The 16,801-nt window shown below is 37.1% G+C and carries 15 protein-coding genes, 1 tRNA gene and 3 pseudogenes; 18 read left to right on the top strand and 1 reads right to left on the bottom strand.

Features of this window, described 5'->3' with window-relative positions:
* Positions 1–191 precede the first annotated feature (191 nt).
* The 16 genes and pseudogenes from ACQ86H_RS20295 to ACQ86H_RS20220 all read left to right on the top strand — a co-directional run bounded on the left by ACQ86H_RS20295 (position 192) and on the right by ACQ86H_RS20220 (position 14,366).
* Positions 192–1,655 (top strand): BatA domain-containing protein, encoded by a 1,464-nt coding sequence (locus ACQ86H_RS20295; protein ID WP_431292313.1) that lies wholly within the window; start codon positions 192–194, stop codon positions 1,653–1,655.
* A gap of 11 nt (positions 1,656–1,666) precedes the next feature.
* Positions 1,667–2,230, top strand: a complete 564-nt coding sequence (locus ACQ86H_RS20290; RefSeq protein WP_431292312.1) for a hypothetical protein — start codon at positions 1,667–1,669, stop codon at positions 2,228–2,230.
* Entirely contained in the window at positions 2,227–3,483 is a 1,257-nt protein-coding gene (locus ACQ86H_RS20285) for a dihydroorotase (RefSeq protein ID WP_138822510.1), read from the top strand. Before ACQ86H_RS20290 ends, ACQ86H_RS20285 begins: the two co-directional genes overlap by 4 nt.
* Positions 3,484–3,697: 214 nt before the next feature.
* Complete coding sequence (locus tag ACQ86H_RS20280) at positions 3,698–4,366, top strand: hypothetical protein (protein ID WP_138822512.1); 669 nt, start codon at positions 3,698–3,700, stop codon at positions 4,364–4,366.
* A gap of 63 nt (positions 4,367–4,429) precedes the next feature.
* Complete coding sequence (locus ACQ86H_RS20275; protein ID WP_246862728.1) at positions 4,430–4,951, top strand: DUF4199 domain-containing protein; 522 nt, start codon at positions 4,430–4,432, stop codon at positions 4,949–4,951.
* 277 nt (positions 4,952–5,228) lie between these two features.
* Entirely contained in the window at positions 5,229–5,429 is a 201-nt protein-coding gene (locus ACQ86H_RS20270) for a hypothetical protein (RefSeq protein ID WP_431292311.1), read from the top strand.
* Between the two features lie 117 nt (positions 5,430–5,546).
* Complete coding sequence (locus ACQ86H_RS20265) at positions 5,547–6,500, top strand: glycosyltransferase family 2 protein (RefSeq protein ID WP_431292310.1); 954 nt, start codon at positions 5,547–5,549, stop codon at positions 6,498–6,500.
* 68 nt (positions 6,501–6,568) lie between these two features.
* A pseudogene (locus ACQ86H_RS20260) lies at positions 6,569–7,536 on the top strand (glycosyltransferase).
* Positions 7,533–8,321, top strand: coding sequence for a hypothetical protein (locus tag ACQ86H_RS20255; RefSeq protein WP_138822520.1), 789 nt, complete (start codon positions 7,533–7,535; stop codon positions 8,319–8,321). Before ACQ86H_RS20260 ends, ACQ86H_RS20255 begins: the two are co-directional and overlap by 4 nt.
* A gap of 40 nt (positions 8,322–8,361) precedes the next feature.
* Positions 8,362–9,908, top strand: a pseudogene (locus ACQ86H_RS20250) (GH3 auxin-responsive promoter family protein).
* 121 nt (positions 9,909–10,029) lie between these two features.
* Complete coding sequence (locus ACQ86H_RS20245; RefSeq protein WP_138822524.1) at positions 10,030–10,407, top strand: four helix bundle protein; 378 nt, start codon at positions 10,030–10,032, stop codon at positions 10,405–10,407.
* A 65-nt stretch (positions 10,408–10,472) separates the two neighbouring features.
* Positions 10,473–11,644: pseudogene (locus ACQ86H_RS20240) on the top strand (1-deoxy-D-xylulose-5-phosphate reductoisomerase).
* A gap of 28 nt (positions 11,645–11,672) precedes the next feature.
* Entirely contained in the window at positions 11,673–13,061 is a 1,389-nt protein-coding gene (gene rseP / locus ACQ86H_RS20235) for an RIP metalloprotease RseP (RefSeq protein ID WP_431292309.1), read from the top strand.
* Between the two features lie 83 nt (positions 13,062–13,144).
* Positions 13,145–13,684, top strand: a complete 540-nt coding sequence (hscB, locus tag ACQ86H_RS20230; RefSeq protein ID WP_431292308.1) for a Fe-S protein assembly co-chaperone HscB — start codon at positions 13,145–13,147, stop codon at positions 13,682–13,684.
* A 220-nt stretch (positions 13,685–13,904) separates the two neighbouring features.
* Positions 13,905–14,198 (top strand): DUF3817 domain-containing protein, encoded by a 294-nt coding sequence (locus ACQ86H_RS20225; RefSeq protein ID WP_138822530.1) that lies wholly within the window; start codon positions 13,905–13,907, stop codon positions 14,196–14,198.
* Positions 14,199–14,286: 88 nt separating this feature from the next.
* A tRNA-Leu gene (locus ACQ86H_RS20220) sits at positions 14,287–14,366 on the top strand.
* A gap of 761 nt (positions 14,367–15,127) precedes the next feature.
* Here ACQ86H_RS20220 and ACQ86H_RS20215 read toward each other — a convergent pair.
* The gene (locus ACQ86H_RS20215) at positions 15,128–15,286 is read right to left on the bottom strand and encodes a hypothetical protein (protein ID WP_168202370.1); all 159 of its coding nucleotides are present in this window, start codon (positions 15,284–15,286) and stop codon (positions 15,128–15,130) included.
* A 118-nt stretch (positions 15,287–15,404) separates the two neighbouring features.
* Between ACQ86H_RS20215 and ACQ86H_RS20210 the strand changes: the two genes are divergently transcribed.
* Both ACQ86H_RS20210 and ACQ86H_RS20205 read left to right on the top strand, forming a co-directional pair.
* Positions 15,405–16,001: an IPT/TIG domain-containing protein gene (locus tag ACQ86H_RS20210; protein ID WP_431292307.1), complete on the top strand. Its 597-nt coding sequence runs from the start codon at positions 15,405–15,407 to the stop codon at positions 15,999–16,001.
* Positions 15,968–16,789 carry a hypothetical protein gene (locus tag ACQ86H_RS20205; protein WP_431292306.1) on the top strand — a complete coding sequence of 274 codons (822 nt, stop codon included), beginning with the start codon at positions 15,968–15,970 and terminating at the stop codon, positions 16,787–16,789. The genes ACQ86H_RS20210 and ACQ86H_RS20205 overlap by 34 nt, the downstream gene beginning before the upstream one ends.
* Positions 16,790–16,801 lie beyond the last annotated feature (12 nt).

Genomic DNA, 16,801 nt, shown 5'->3' with positions numbered 1-16,801 from the left:
AATTAAAGAACTACAACTTAAACTGTGGCTATCAAAAACTCCGAGCGAAAGATTGTATCAAATGTTGATCGATAATGAATCATTATATAAATTTTGGGATAATGTAAAACCTGTTATTAAAAAGTAACATTGATAATAATAAATAAGGAATATTATCCCCAATTCCATAATTTTTCTATCTTTGGTTTTTAATGAATTTCCTTTATCCGGGCTTTCTTTTTGCACTCATATCGGTTGCCATTCCGGTTATCATTCATTTATTCAATTTCAGAAAATTTAAAAAAATCTATTTCTCTAATGTTCAGCTTTTAAAAGAAGTAGAACAACAAAATTCATCAAAGGAAAAGCTTAAAAACCTGCTCATTCTCTTTTCTCGAATCTTAGCGATTATTTTTTTGGTCTTGGCATTTGCTCAACCCTACATTCCGGCGCACGACCAAAAAACTACTGCTTTAAATAATGTTGTAAGCATTTATATCGATAATTCTTACAGTATGGAAGCCATTAATAAAGATGGTAGTCTGCTCGATGAAGCCAAGCGTAGGGCAAAAGAATTGGTAAAAGGTTTCGGTATTAACGACCGTTTTCAGCTTTTAACAAACGATTTCGAAGGGAAGCACCAGCGATTATTAAACGAAGAGGCATTTTTGAAAGCATTGGATGATGTAAAAATCTCGGCTGCAAACCGTAATCTCCAACAGATTTTGAACAGACAGGCCAATGTTTTAACCGGTGCAGGAAACAGGTATAGCTTCTTGATTTCTGATTTTCAAAAAAATATCTCCGCTACCAATAAACTCGAAACAAGGGCCGATATTCAATATTCATTTTTGAAACTCAACGCCAATACCCTACCTAATGTAGCGGTTGATAGCGTTTGGGTACTTTCGCCAAATCATCAGCCTGGCGCAAATGAGCGTTTAGTGGTACAATTAAAGAATTATTCCGGAGAAGAAGCCAAAAATGTCCCATTAAAACTCAGTATCAACAACAAGCAAAAAGGATTAGGCGCTGTAACCATTCCAGGAGGAAAAACAGTTAAGGATACCTTAAATTTTTCCGGACTGGCAGCAGGCTGGCAAAAAGGGATGGTTACCATTAAAGATTTTCCGGTAACCTTTGATGATACGTTATCTTTCAGTTTTAAAGTGGATGAAAGTTTTCCGGTTTTAAGTATTAACGGCGCTAATGCAGGGAATTATATCAAAGCGCTCTTTGCTGCCGATAGCTACTACAAGCTTGCTGAAAATGCCGAAAGCAATGTAAATTATAGTAATTTCGCTAATTATGGCTTGATTGTATTAAATGGATTGAAAAGCCCTTCAACCGGATTGGCGCAACAACTTAAAACATATCTTAGTGCAGGTGGCACAGTAGTGCTTTTTCCTGATCTCGATGCCGATATCCAGGTATACAACTCATTTTTAAGTGCATTATCGCTTCCAACAGTTCAGTCGCTCAATATCACCGCTACAAAAGTCGACCAAATTGACCTTCAAAATCCGATTTTTAAAACTGTTTTTGAGGAAATCCCTAAAAATTTAGATCTTCCCTCAGTTTCTCGTTATTATTCCTTTATAGAAAAAAATAGCTCCAATAAAGAAGAAATCATGTCTTTGCCTGGCAGGAAATCTTTTTCTCTAAATATGGTGTAGGTAATGGCCAGGTGTATTTATCTGCTTCCGGTTTAAATACAAATGATGGTAATTTGGCCCGTCATCCGGTTTTTGTTCCATTACTTTACCGGTTGGCACTGAGCGGCGGAAATGAAACTCCATTGTATTACAATCTGGGCAATGATAATGCGCTGGCCAGTAAAAAGATTACTTTAGGTAAAAACCAGACTTTAAAAATTACCGCCGACCATTTCGAAGCCATTCCTGAAATCCGCCAGGCAGATGGAAAAACATTGATTTATATTGCCGACCAGATTAAAAATGCAGGTTTTTACAACTTAAATCTTGCCGATTCTTTACTCGCTGTTTATAGTTTCAATAGTGGGAGAACAGAATCTGACATGCATTATTTAAGCAAAGCAGAACTAGAGCAATTGGCAGATAAAAGCAACCTGAAAATATTCGACACGGATAAAGATGCCGTTAAATTAATTGCTGGCGACAATAAAATCGGACAAACATTATGGAAACTTTGTCTAATTTTGTCGCTGATTTTTATTGCAGCAGAAATTTTGCTCATCCGATTTTTTAACAACACAAAAAGAATAATATGAATCTCCTGGTTAAAAATGTAACCATTGCCGATCCGCAGAGTAAATTTAACAACCAACAATGCGATGTTCGGGTTGAAGATGGTACAATTAAAAACATAGGTAAATTAACTGCCGATAAAAACGAAGCTATTTTTGATGCCCAGGGCGCTTTCTTAACGCCTGGTTTTTTCGATTTAAACTGCGTAGCCGGCGATCCGGGTTTCGAAACCAAGGAAGATATCCAAACGCTTACCGAAACGGCAAAGGCAGGCGGATTTACAGGTCTGGCTCTTTTGCCACAAACCAATCCGGTGGTGCAGTCAAAATCTCAGGTAGAATACATTATTAACAGGGCGAAAAATAACCTGGTTGATGTTTTGCCGGTAGGGGCCATTAGTCAGAACCGTGAAGCAAAAGAACTTGCCGAATTGTTTGATATGCAACAAGCCGGTGCAGTTGCCTTCTCTGATGGAGATAAAGCTTTGCAGGATGATGGTTTTATGAGCCGTGCTTTACAATATGCCAATGGTTTTAATGCGCTGTTAATGGTTTATCCCGAAAATAAATCGATCGCAGGTAAATCGCAGATTAACGAGAGCAAAAATTCTGTGCTTTTGGGTATGAAAGGTTTGCCGGCATTGGCAGAAGAAATGCATATCGCACGCGATATCTTCCTGGCTTCTTACAACGAAACCAAAATCCACATCAGCAATATTTCAACAGCAGGGGCTGTGGCTTTGATCCGTAAGGCAAAGAAGGATGGTGTTCAGGTTTCATGCGATGTAACTGCTCATCACCTGGTATTTACAGAGGAACTTTTAAGCGATTTTGATAGTAATTATAAGGTTAAGCCACCATTACGTGGAAAAGCTGATGTTAAAGCATTAATTGCTGGTTTAAAAGATGGAACCATTGATGCCATTACTTCCCAGCACCGTCCAGAGGAAATCGAATTTAAAAATGTAGAGTTCGAAATTGCCCATTATGGAATTATTGCTTTGCAAACCGTACTGTCGTTATTATTAAAGGCAGGACTGGATATTGCTTTAATCGTAGAGAAATTGGCCATTAATCCACGTAAATTGTTAAATTTAACTCTTCCGGTAATTGAAGAAGGTGCCAAAGCCAACTTTACGGTTTTTAACACCGCAGAAAAGTGGTTGTATAATTCGGCAAGCAACCATTCAAAATCGGCAAATAGCCCATTGCTGGGTACCGAACTTACTGGTAAGGTTAATTTGGTTTATAATAATAATCAATACTCTCTGAGGTAGAAAGCTAAAGGGCGGAAGGTATAAGGTTTTCTTGCCAGAGCATAATTAAAAGGTAGAATGTGGAAGGTTTTTGCGCCAAACAAAAAAAATAGAATTCGAAAATAGTATTATACAATAAAACAGGCTGATGGATTAAAATACATAAACAGGAAGTAATAAACTTGCTGTTTAAAGCAAATGATCCTGTACCTGCAATCTTAAAAATCTTAATCCTATGGATAATAGAGTAAAAAAAGCACTGAGTGCAGCCATTAACAAGTATGCTGAGGTTTCGGCTATTAATGTAGAAGGTTTTGAAACGGAATTAATGGCTGCTTTTGAACTTGATGTTAACTTTTTAGATAAAGCAGAGGCTTTTGATGCGGTTTTCGATTCTCATCCGAAATTTGAAGAATTACGTGAAGTATTTTTCGATTTATTGATGGTGAATTTCTTTAGCAGTGATGTGCAGAAATTGGAAGACGATTATTTGGAAAGTGAAGAATGGGCAAATATTGAAGAGGAAACCATCGATAGGGGGACTGAACTGTTAAACTTGTTGCTTTACATTAAAGAATGTAAAGATGAAGACCTCGATCCTGAATTGGGAGATTTCTTAAAAGAATTTTTATTGGTAGAAGATGATGAGTTTCAGGATGAATTTGAGATTTACGAGGAACTGATCAGCAACCAGCAATTGGCAGAGAGCAGTGTAGAAGAGATATGTAAAACGGCTGAAAAATTAAATATCAGCGAAGAAATGCAGGAATTGTTTGTGCCGTTTATGGCTTTTTTCCTTGATGTTGAAGGAAGTGCAGAAACCACGAAAGAAATAATTCAATTTAGCAGTAACAAATCGTTCGATTCTGCTACTTATGTATTAATTACAACAATTAATAATTAACTAAAATTTAAAAAAATGGACAAGAGTGCTCTTATTTCCAAACTGGCTTTAAAAAATGGATTAATGCTGGCTGCGGTTTCAATCATTTTATCATTAACCCTATACTTTATTGATCCTGTATTAATTTACACTAGCTTTGTGGCGCAGATAGCAATATTTGTTTTATTTATTGCCTTGTTGGTAGCGGTAGGGATTAACATTCGTAAAGAAATTGGTGGTTTTTGGACATTTGGAGAAGCTTTTAAAGCTTTTTTAATTGTTTCATTAATCCTTGCATTTACTGCGACACTTTACAATGTAGTATTGATGAAAATTATTGATCCTGATCTTCCGGCGAAGGCTGCAGCTGCCATCGAAACAGCACAAAGGGCGATGATGGAGAAATTTGGAATGGCTAGCGAACAAATTGACGAAGCTATCGCTAAAGCTGGCAATATGCAGGAGAAACTTGAGCCGACTTTCAAAAATATATTTACCAGTTTTGGAGTTTCACTTGCATTATATGGCGTTCTGTCTCTAATCCTTTCAGCGATTTTAAAGAAAAAGGAACCTGTAAGATTCGACTCGTTTCCTCAAGAAGTTTAATTTCTTTTATAAAATTTTGAACGTGCAGGTTTTATCATTTAGTTTGGTAAGGTTGCACGTTTGTTTGTTTTTCTCGATCTCGAATACATTATATCCCGCTTATCTTAGACTGATTCAGAAAGAAAAGTCGTCATCTCGACTGAAGCGTAGCGGAATGGAGAGATCCATTGAATTAGATTTCTCGACTTCGTTGCACTCCGCTCGAAATGACGATATTGGGAGTATAGCGATTTACAATTTATTGCCGAAGGCAATTTAAAAAATGAAATAACTATCTTTGAACAAAATACTTGGTCAAAATTTAACTTCTTGCCAAAAGGAAAATAAGGATAATGTCGAATTAAGAGAAAAGATACATTTAGGTCTCAGCTTAGCTTTCAAAAAACTGGTTGCTTACAAAGCTAAGAGCGATGGTGTTTTAATTTTTTCAAATCAAGGAAAAATTGTGAAAGTAAGAGCCAAAGACATAAAATTATAATATAAGATCAAAAATTTAGAACGTGCAGGTTTTATCATTTAATTTGATGAAATTTGCACGTTTTAATTTAAACAAACCTCGCCGGTTTTTAAAACCTGTGGGGTTTATGCTTAAAAAATGGATATATCAGTTGTAGTACCCTTATTTAATGAAGATGAATCTTTGCCAGAATTAACGGCCTGGATTGATAAAGTGATGATCGACAATAATTTCAGCTATGAAATTATTTTGGTTGATGATGGTAGTACTGACAGATCGTGGGAGGTGATTGAAGAATTAAGATCTCAAAACCCTGCTATAAAAGGCATTAAATTTAGACGTAACTATGGTAAATCTGCGGCGTTAAACGTTGGTTTCGAAGCCACGAAAGGCAATGTTGTGATTACGATGGATGCCGATTTACAGGATAGTCCGGATGAAATTCCTGAATTATACCGTCGAATTAAAGAAGAAAAACTCGATATTATATCAGGCTGGAAAAAGAAACGTTACGATCCGATTACAAAAACGATACCTACTAAACTCTTTAACGCAGCTACCCGCAAAATGAGCGGTATAGAACTGAACGATTTTAACTGTGGCCTGAAAGCTTACCGGAGCGATGTTATTAAGACAATTGAAGTTTATGGCGAAATGCACCGTTATATCCCGGTAATTGCTAAATGGGCTGGATTTAGTAAAATAGCCGAGCAGGTGGTAGAGCATCGTGCACGTAAATATGGCACGACAAAATTTGGTTTCAGCAGGTTTATCAATGGCTTTTTAGATTTACTTTCTATTTTCTTTGTGGGTAAATTCGGCAAACGCCCGATGCACTTTTTTGGTTCATTAGGCGTGTTGAGTTTCTTACTAGGAACATTTATGGCTCTTTGGATGATAGGAGTGAAGCTTTATCATATAGCAGCAGAAATTCCTTATAAAAGAGAAATTACCGATCAACCTTTATTTTATATTGCCTTGGTTGCAATAATTGTTGGATCTCAAATGTTTTTAACTGGTTTTGTAGCCGAATTGGTTACTCGAAACGCACCAGAAAGAAATCAATATTTAATAGAAAAAGAACTTAAATAAGTTCGGAGACTAAAGCTTAAAGCTTAAAGCGCTTTTATCTTTAGTCTTTCAGCTTTCAGCTTCAAGACATGTTTTTCTCCATCATAATCCCCTTTACAATCGTCCTCAGGAAATTGACGAGCTTTTACATACCTTAACTAAACAGACTTATTTACAGTTTGAAGTTTTGGTTATTGAAGATGGTTCGAAAAACGATGCAAAGGCAATTGTGGATTCTTATGCCGATAAACTGGATATTAAATATTATTTCAAGGAGAATGCCGGACAGGGTTTTGCCCGTAATTTTGGTTTCGAAAAGGCTACAGGCGATTATTTTATTATTTTTGATTCTGATATCCTGGTTCCGGCCGATTATCTAGAAATTGTTAGAAATTACCTTTATGAACATCATTTGGATGCCTATGGAGGTCCGGATGCTGCGCACGATAGTTTTACACCGGTACAAAAAGCAATCAGTTACGCCATGACATCGCCATTCACCACCGGTGGTATTCGTGGTAATAAGCAACATGTAGGGCAGTTTCATCCACGTAGTTTTAATATGGGCGTTTCCCGTCAGGCCTGGGAAAAGGTAGGGGGCTTTATTTTAACCCGTTTGGGAGAGGATATTGAATATAGCATCCGTATCCATGAAAATGGTTTCAAAATCGGCTTGATCCCAGATGCAAAGGTTTACCATAAACGCAGAACGAGTTTCAGCCAGTTTTATAAACAATTACACTTTTTCGGTAGGGCAAGAATCAATATTTATAAACATTTCCCGAAAGAATTAAAGCCGGTTCACTTTTTTCCTGCCTTATTTACTTTAGGATTTGGTTTCACGATTTTATGTAACTTTATCTATCCGCCATTGGCGTATGTTTGTAACTTCTTCTTATTGATTTACTTTATGTTGATATTTTTTCACTCCTGGTCAGTAAATAAATCTTTAAAAGTTGCATTTTTGAGCATTATATCTTCATTTATCCAATTAACCGCTTATGGTTTAGGATTTATACAGGATTTATTTAAACGTGTGGTATTCAAACAACAATGATCAATTATCTAAAAGAAAGTACGTTCGCCGTTAACGATGTAATGCAAAAAGCATGGGGCATAACTAAGAAACATTATTTCTCGATTGCTACATTATGTTTTTTAATGTTTATCACCGCTAGCGCATCAAGTTTGATGGCCTTTTTTATTAAAGACGTTAGCAAGGCTTTAAGCATTATCATGGTGATTATTTTCGTTTTACTCTATTTTACCATTAATCTTTCACTGTTTAAGTATATTTTCCATTTAATGGACGATGAAGAAAGTGATGTTAAAATTGTGGATACCCTACCAACCAGGCAGCAGATCATCAGGTTTTTGGTTGCTACGCTATATTTCGTAGGCTGCATTTTAGGTGTTTACCTGGTAGTGATCTTAGTTGCCTTTCCTTTTATTTATACTGGGATCAATGTCTCGATCGTTAAAAATGTAGCCATATCAGTGGGTATTATTGCTATTTTCATTACCTGGTTAAGAATTTCTTTCTTCCCATTTTTTATTATTGATAAAGGTGCAACACCATTCGATTCTATAAAGTTAAGCTTGGCTACAACTAAAGGAAATTTCACCAAGATCTTATTGTTATTGGTTGTTTTAGGTGGAGGATATTTAATTTATCTGTTGTTAAACTATCTGCAATGGCCCTTAATCGCTTTCATTGTCAATATTTTAAGTTCATTTATTATCGTTCCGCTTTCCAGTGTAGCTTTAACGGTTGCATACCGTAAAATTTCGAGCGAATATAAAGGCGACAAGCATCCGGATATTTTACATAATATAGTCTAACCCCAGCCCTGAAGCGGAGTTAAAAATCAGATTAAAATTTATGGAAAAAGAAAAGAACGGTAGAAGGGAAAAGTCCCCTTCAGGGGGTTGGGGGCTTAAAGCAGCGTTAAGTAAACCCTTTGCGGCATTTGCAGTTTGGCAAATCAACAAATGGAAGCATAATGCCGTAAATGCTCAAAATAACATGCTGAAAAAGCTTGTTGATGAAGCTAAACATACTGTTTTTGGTAAAGACCATCATTTCTCTGAGATCAAAAACTATACAGATTTTAAAAAGCATGTTCCTGTTAAGGATTATGAAGGTTTAAAACCTTATGTAGATCGTGTGGTGGCAGGCGAAGCTGATGTGCTTTGGAAAGGAAAACCGCTTTATTTCGCCAAAACATCAGGCACCACTTCGGGCGTAAAATACATCCCGCTTTCTAAAGAGTCGATGCCTGAGCACATTAAAGCTGCACGGAATGCCATTTTAACTTATATTAATGAAACAGGTAAGGCCGGTTTCGTTAATGGAAAGATGATCTTTCTGCAAGGAAGTCCGGTTTTAAGTGTGAAAAATGGGATCAATGTGGGGCGCTTATCAGGGATTGTAGCCCACCACGTGCCAGCTTATTTGCAAAAAAACCGCCTACCTTCTTACGAAACCAATATCATCGAAGATTGGGAGCAGAAAGTGGATGCCATTGTGGAGGAGACGATCAATGAAAACATGACCTTGATTTCTGGTATTCCACCCTGGGTACAAATGTATTTCGATAAACTTTCAGAGAAATCAGGAAGAAAGAAAATCGCTGAAATTTTCAGGAATTTTAGCCTGTTTATTTATGGAGGGGTAAATTTCGAACCTTATCGCGCAAAAATTGAACAGAGCATCGGGAAAAAATTGATGCCATTGAAACCTATCCGGCTTCAGAAGGGTTTATTGCCTATCAGGATTCGCAAAAAGATAAAGGCTTACTATTATTGGCTGATGCGGGAATTTTTTACGAATTTGTCCCCGCTGATCAATATTACAATGATCATCCAACACGGTTATCACTTGGCGAGGTTGAGCTTGATATCAACTATGCATTGATTTTAAATACCAATGCAGGCTTATGGGGTTACAGTATTGGCGATACCGTGAAATTTGTTTCGAAAAATCCATATAAAATTGTAGTTACCGGGCGGATTAAACATTTTATTTCTGCCTTTGGTGAACATGTAATAGGAGAAGAGGTAGAACAAGCGATTTTAACGGTAGCAAATGAAGAGCAGGTAGAAATTACAGAATTTACAGTGGCACCGCAGGTTAATCCGGCAGCTGATCAATTGCCTTACCATGAGTGGTTTGTGGAGTTTTCATCAGCGCCAAAAGATCTGGCTGCTTTTAGTAAAAAGGTTGATGAAGCTTTGCAAAAGAAAAATATTTATTATTTTGACCTGATTGAGGGAAACATCCTTCAGCCATTGATTATACGTACTTTGCAAAAAGATGCCTTTGTAAACTATATGAAAAGTGAAGGGAAGTTAGGCGGACAGAATAAGGTTCCGCGGTTGAGTAATGATAGGAAATTGGCAGATGGGTTGGAGAAATATATTGTTTAATTGCTACATTGTTGAATTGTTGTACTGGCGCCTTAAACATGGCGGTAGAATATTGTTGGATTGTTTAACATTGTGCAGATGAAAATTGCTAAATTGTTGTTAGTAATTAACGGTTCAGCACATGGAAAAGAATTATTTACAATTGAATCATATAACGGCATATACAAAATCGTTTCATCTTAGCAATTTTGTATGGGATTTGGTATCTGGTTGGGATAGCTTTGCAAAGTATACCATCGGGCAACAGTTTGTTGATGCTGTTGATTCTATTTCAGCTAATATTGCTGAAGGCTTTGGTCGTTATCATAAGAAAGATAAGATCAAGTTTTATTATTATAGATTTGGTTCGGTTAAGGAATGTTTAGACTGGAACGAAAAAGCAAGAGTTCGAAAGTTGGTAAATGAGGAAACGTATTCAAAGATTTTTGCAACTTTGGAAACTTTGCCGAAAGAAATTCATCAACTGATAAAATTTACAAACGAAAAATTGAAAATTTAATCGAATGCTATTAAAACAGTTAAATTTTTAATACGAGAGAAAGAAAACAATTGAACAATATAACAATACAGCAATCTGTAAAAAGAATAACCATATTAGGTTCTACAGGGAGCATAGGTACACAAGCACTTGAAGTGGTTAGGGATCATCCTACGGTTTTTAAAGTTGCCGTATTATCTGCACTGAAGAATTCAGCATTACTCATTCAACAGGCAAAGGAATTTAAACCGGCAATTGTTGTAATCTGTGATGAAAGCAAATACAGCGAAGTTAAAGATGCTTTGTTTGGCCTTGATATAAAAATTTTGGCCGGAGAAGCGGCCTTATCAGAAGTAGCTGCTTATGCTGATAGCGATGTAGTGCTTACTGCATTAATGGGATCGGTTGGTTTAAAACCAACTGTTGCAGCGATAAAAGCAGGGAAAAACATCGCTTTAGCCAATAAGGAAACTTTGGTGGTTGCAGGCGAACTGATTACACAATTGGCAACTGAACACCAGGTTAAAATTTTACCGGTTGATTCAGAGCATTCGGCCATATTCCAGTGTTTGGTAGGGGAAGAGCAAAATCGGATCGAGAAAATTTACCTCACGGCTTCCGGCGGGCCATTTTTGGGCAAAACAAAAGATTTTCTTTCTACAGTAAAAAAAGAGGAGGCCTTAAAACATCCTAACTGGGTGATGGGTGCAAAAATCACCATTGATTCTGCTTCCTTAATGAATAAAGGTTTAGAAGTAATTGAGGCAAAATGGCTGTTTAGCCTCGATGTAGACCAGATTGATGTTATCGTTCATCCTCAATCTATCATCCATTCCATTGTTCAGTTTAACGATGGTTCAATGAAAGCACAAATGGGGGTTCCTGACATGAAATTGCCCATTCAGTATGCTTTAAATTATCCCGACAGGCTAAAAAACAATTTTAAACGTTTTAACTTCTTGGAATATCCAAACTTTAGCTTCTTGAAAGCAGATATGGAAACCTTTAGGAATTTGGATCTGGCATTTACTTCTTTACGAAAAGGGGGAATATGCCTTGTATTTTAAATGCGGCAAATGAAATTGTTGTGGAAGCATTTTTGAAAGATAAAATCGGTTTCCTGCAGATGAGCGAGGTTATAGAACAGTGTATGGAAGAAATTGGTTTTATTGAAAAACCACAATTGAGTGATTATTTAGAAACTGACAAACATAGCCGTATCTTAGCCGGCGAATTAGTAACAAAAAGTATATTGTAACATCTAACATAAAATTTTATAAGCGAATATGAACGGATTGATTATGGCGGGGCAGCTGCTGCTCGGATTGTCTTTATTGGTAATATTACACGAATTAGGGCATTTCCTGGCAGCCAGAGCATTTGGTATTAAAGTAGAAAAATTTTATTTATTTTTTGATGCCTGGGGTTTCAAACTTTTTAGTTTCAAAAAAGGTGATGTTGAATATGGGGTGGGGTGGTTGCCACTTGGCGGTTATGTAAAAATTGCCGGAATGATTGATGAGAGTATGGATACTGAGCAAATGGCTCAACCTGCTCAACCTTGGGAATTCCGTTCTAAACCAGCCTGGCAACGTTTAATTGTAATGCTTGGTGGTATTATCGTAAACGTAATTGTAGGTATTTTTATCTTCTGGATGTTAACCTTCAACATCGGACAAAATTATACCGTTAACAGTAAACTAAACGATGGTATTTCTGTAGGTGCTATTGGTAAAGAAATCGGTTTGAGAAATGGAGATAAAATTTTAGCTATCAATGGCAATAAATTAATCCGTTTTGAAGATGCGATTTCGAGCAAAGTACTGTTTGATGGGGCACAATTAACCATTTTAAGGGAGAATAAAACCCTTTACATCTCTGTTCCAGATACCATTCTAAATAAAATATCGAAAAACGATAAAGAGAATTTTATCTCACCAAGATACACTATGGAGCGTGTAGATAAGGTAAGCGCACCTGATGAAAAAGTGGATAAGCCATCATTTTTTGATAAGTTATTTGGCAGAAAGTTCGAGAAACCATTGTATCCTGCTTATGCTGCCGGTATTAAACCAGGCGATAGTATTTTATCTGTTAATGGAAAACAGATCACTTTTTTTGATCAGTTTAAAGAAGAGGTTTCTACAAATAAGTTAAAACCCGTTACCATTAAGGCATTGCGCAAGGGAAAAGAAGTAACATTCGATCTTAAAGTAAGTAAAGATGGAACAATTGGAATTATTCCTAACTTAAAGATGCCTGAAACTGCACATGTAGATTTTGGTTTTATTGAGTCGTTACCAGTTGGGGCAACCATGGCCTGGAGTACTTTTGTAGATAATGCAAAAGGTATTGGTAAAATGATTACAGGTAAATTAAGTGCGCGTAATATTAGCAGTCCGATTGGTATTGCAAAAGTTTATGGCAGTACTTTCGACTGGGTTAAATTCTGGACTTTAACCGGATTGATTTCGATGGCCCTGGCATTTATGAATTTATTACCTATTCCAGGCTTAGACGGAGGCCATGTAGTGTTTCTCTTAATAGAGATGGTACAACGTAAGCCTGTTAGCGAGAAAGTACTTGAGAAGGCACAGATTGTGGGTTTTGTAATCCTGATCTGTTTAATGGTGTTTGCTTTTGGTAATGATATTCTAAAATCTTTCGGTAAGTAAAACCAAATTTATATCATTGCCGCAGATGCGCAGATTTGACCAGTCAATCTGTACATCTGCGGCTTTTTAATTTAATACACAACATGAGCGAAGCGAAACCAGATATCAATTATTTCGAATTTTACGATTTACCGATTCAGTTTAATCCAGATCAAAATGCGGTAAAAACAAAGTTTTATGCTTTAAGCAAACAGTTTCACCCCGATTTTTATGCCAATGAAAGTGAAGAGAAACAGCAGGAAGTACTCGATCTGTCGACATTGAATAATAAAGCCTACCAGACATTGAGCAACGCTAAAAAACGCTTAAAATATGTGCTCGAATTAAAAGGGATAGTAGAAACAGACGAAGGTTATCAACTGCCACAATCCTTTCTAATGGAAATGATGGATGTAAATGAGGCTTTAATGGACTTGGAGTTTGAGCCAGATACCGAAAAATTACTTCAAGTAAATAATGATGTGAATTTGATTGAAAAACAATTGAATGATGAATTAAGCGAACTGGTTAAAAAATTTGATGAAAACCCATCAGAATCTGATCTAACATTACCTTTGATTAAAGACATTTTTTACAGGCAAAAATACATTAGCAGACTAAGAGAGCGTTTGTCCAAGCAATAATAAATAATAGGAGATGGAAAATGTATGGAATAGGTTCTCTGCACCAAAGTATAACATTCCATTTCGATCGTCATCCTGAATCGATAGCTATCGGATTTATTTCAGGATCTTGCACCGCATTCTTCCGTGGCAAAAAATATGAACACCCGATTGTAAAATCATTTTTTAGTTTTTGTCAGGCAAAAGCTTTGCTCTACTTTAGGAGAAAACAATCAGATCAATGAATAGCTCCCTTTCTATTTTCCGTAAAGTAGCCGTAGCAGAAGGAATATCGTACCTGCTTTTACTATTTGTAGCCATGCCACTAAAATACTTCGCCGGATTACCTTTGTATGTAAAGTATACCGGATGGGCACATGGCCTGTTATTTGTATTATATGCTGCTACCTTAATTTTGGCCTGGCAAGAGCAAAAATGGAAGTTTGGTAAAACTGTTTTGATTTTTTTAGCATCACTTTTACCATTTATGCCCTTTGTGGTTGATCGGAAATTAAAAGACGAAAGGCCAAAATAATTGTTTCTCAATGAGTTAAAATTAATTGAAAATAATTTTGTGATTTAGGCTTTCGTTATCTACATTTGCAACCCCGTCCAATACGAATGCCCGGATGGCGGAATTGGTAGACGCGCTGGTCTCAAACACCTGTGGGAAACCGTGCCGGTTCGACTCCGGCTCCGGGTACAACTGGGCCCAAGCCCAAAACCTTGAAGGGTTGCTCTTTAAAAAGCAACCCTTTTTGTTTGACCTTCAGCATGTTATCGTTGGGTCAATAAAAGCTGTTCCAAACATATCTCACCCTATACCAGATTATCTTTGCCCCTCTTGTTGGGCATCTCAGCAAAAATGTATTAGTACGATAGAAGTGTAGAGTTTTTCTGCCATGAACCATATCTCTCACCGCATATAGGAAAAAGATTATCTGAAGTGTTGTTTACCTATTGCTAAGTCTATGTCAAAAGCAGTGTGTTATGATCAGAACGATATCAAAGTTGAGACGAATCGACAAAATATTGAACAGATAATAAAATCACTATTTCTTTACTTTGACTTCAATTAACCAAATAACAAACCTTACTGCAATTTCTTCAACAGGCAACACCATGCTTTTTGCAGTGTCAAATTTTATTATGAGAAAACAGATATTTATTTCAGACAGCTGATCATCAGTGCCGTATCAAAAATCAACTAACCAGGGAAATTAAAACTAAATTTATATGATGCTCAATAATTACTCATCTGTTCCGAATATATTTCTTGTACTACCGGCCGTATCAGAACTACACTAATGCGCAAGGAATAAAACCGGTGTCATTTACGGTTTACAAACAATTTTCTGAAATCATCGCTGAGTCGGCGCAACATAGCTGTAGCTTTTTACAGCGATGTGGTTGGCATTTAATGTTTTTGTATTCCATTAAATATTGTTTTACCGTAAAAACGTTTTAGTGTTTTTGGGTATCCAGCTTAAAGTTAGCAATCATTTTTACGCAATAAGGGTTGGTTTGGCCGATACCTGCAACCGGCATTACGTTTATAAGGCCGAAAGGGAATTCCTTTGTCCAAAATTTGGGAGTGTTTTTGCTTGCTTCCTGTAGTACCATAACAGCCTGTTAAAAATCCCCGGGTTCTAAAGAATACCATTGGTTTATAACGTACAACCAGTGGGTAACAGTTAAAATCATGTAATCCGGGCCAGAACCGGAAAAAACGTATGTGTATATGAAAACAAACAACGATGTTAAAACCTTGCGCTGGCAGATCCATTGGATATTGCTTGCGCTGATTGCACTTTCTTTAACACAGTGTAAACAGGAAAAATTGCAGCAAGAGGATGGTTACGATCCCTCTAAAGAAGTGATGATCACTGATTTTTACCCCAGACAGGGCGGTGTAGGCAATAACCTGATTATTTATGGCGATAATTTCGGGAATGATATCTCTAAAATAAAAGTAACCATTGGTGGAAAACCAGCCAAAATTATCGGGGTCAAAAACAATAGCCTTTATTGTATTATTCCGGAGGAAGCTTACGATGGCAATATCAAAATAACCATAGTTGACGGCAACAACCAGCAACTTGCAAAGGCAATCTCAAAAGAAGCCTTTTCTTATACACGAAAACTGCTCGTTTCTACATTTTTAGGTAAATATTATCAGGTGGCTTCCAATTTTGAAGAAAAAGAGGGGCCGTTTAATGATTGTGGCGCCTTTAAAGGAGTCACCTGGCTTACACTCGATCCAAAAAATCCAAATCACCTCTATTTTTCAGCAGATATTAACAGTTGCCGTTTGATCGATTTCGAAAAAAATATGTAAGTTATTTCAGAACAGACCTGGACAGGGTATCCATCATCAATTGGAGAATTGATGGCAACCAGGACATGATTGTTTCGCACAACCACTCCAGCGATACCAAAAACGGCAATTACATATTTACCCGTGAATCCAATTTTCTGCAAAAGAAAGCAATTGAAGTTTATGCCCGTGGGGTAAACGGCACTATGGTGCACCCGCAAAACGGGGAACTATATTATTCCAGGTATCGGGCAGGCGATATCCGAAGGTACGATTTTAATACCAGGGAGGATAAACTGGTATTTTCTAACCCTTATAGTGCCGTAGCCGTTTATATGGTGATGCACCCCTCGGGCGATTACGCCTATCTGATTGAATATGAAAAGCATTTTATTATGCGTACCGATTATGATCGTGCTACAAAAACCTTCAAAACACCTTATACCATTTGCGGTGCTGCGGGTAATGCGGGTTATGCCGATGGTATTGGTACCAATGCCAGGTTAAATAGCCCTGTACAAGGCGTTTTTGTTAAAAATCCTGACTATGAAGCTGCGGGAGGAGACCAGTACGATTTCTATTTCTGCGATAAGGCCAACCATGCCATCCGCACCTTAACACCGCAAGGAAGGGTAAGTACCTTTGCCGGGCGTGGCAATAATGGTACAAGCGGTTATGCCGATGGTGATTTACGTACCGAAGCCCGTTTTAATAGTCCACAGGCCATTACCTATGATGAAACCAGGAAGTGTTTTTACGTCGGCGATACTGGCAACTGGCTTATCCGCAAAATAGCTAAAGAAGAATAATTTATAAACACG

The sequence above is a fragment of the Pedobacter sp. P26 genome, assembly GCF_050632135.1.
GTDB lineage: Bacteria > Bacteroidota > Bacteroidia > Sphingobacteriales > Sphingobacteriaceae > Pedobacter.
Note: the sequence above shows the minus strand (reverse complement) of the source record. Positions and strands in the feature narration are given on the sequence as shown.

Coding starts and splice junctions, on each gene's coding strand:
- ACQ86H_RS20295 (WP_431292313.1), top strand. CDS start 192: ATGAATTTCCTTTATCCGGGCTTTCTTTTTGCACTCATATCGGTTGCC.
- ACQ86H_RS20285 (WP_138822510.1), top strand. CDS start 2,227: ATGAATCTCCTGGTTAAAAATGTAACCATTGCCGATCCGCAGAGTAAA.
- ACQ86H_RS20280 (WP_138822512.1), top strand. CDS start 3,698: ATGGATAATAGAGTAAAAAAAGCACTGAGTGCAGCCATTAACAAGTAT.
- ACQ86H_RS20275 (WP_246862728.1), top strand. CDS start 4,430: ATGCTGGCTGCGGTTTCAATCATTTTATCATTAACCCTATACTTTATT.
- ACQ86H_RS20265 (WP_431292310.1), top strand. CDS start 5,547: ATGGATATATCAGTTGTAGTACCCTTATTTAATGAAGATGAATCTTTG.
- ACQ86H_RS20255 (WP_138822520.1), top strand. CDS start 7,533: ATGATCAATTATCTAAAAGAAAGTACGTTCGCCGTTAACGATGTAATG.
- ACQ86H_RS20245 (WP_138822524.1), top strand. CDS start 10,030: ATGGAAAAGAATTATTTACAATTGAATCATATAACGGCATATACAAAA.
- rseP (WP_431292309.1), top strand. CDS start 11,673: ATGAACGGATTGATTATGGCGGGGCAGCTGCTGCTCGGATTGTCTTTA.
- hscB (WP_431292308.1), top strand. CDS start 13,145: ATGAGCGAAGCGAAACCAGATATCAATTATTTCGAATTTTACGATTTA.
- ACQ86H_RS20225 (WP_138822530.1), top strand. CDS start 13,905: ATGAATAGCTCCCTTTCTATTTTCCGTAAAGTAGCCGTAGCAGAAGGA.
- ACQ86H_RS20215 (WP_168202370.1), bottom strand. CDS start 15,286: ATGGTACTACAGGAAGCAAGCAAAAACACTCCCAAATTTTGGACAAAG.
- ACQ86H_RS20210 (WP_431292307.1), top strand. CDS start 15,405: ATGAAAACAAACAACGATGTTAAAACCTTGCGCTGGCAGATCCATTGG.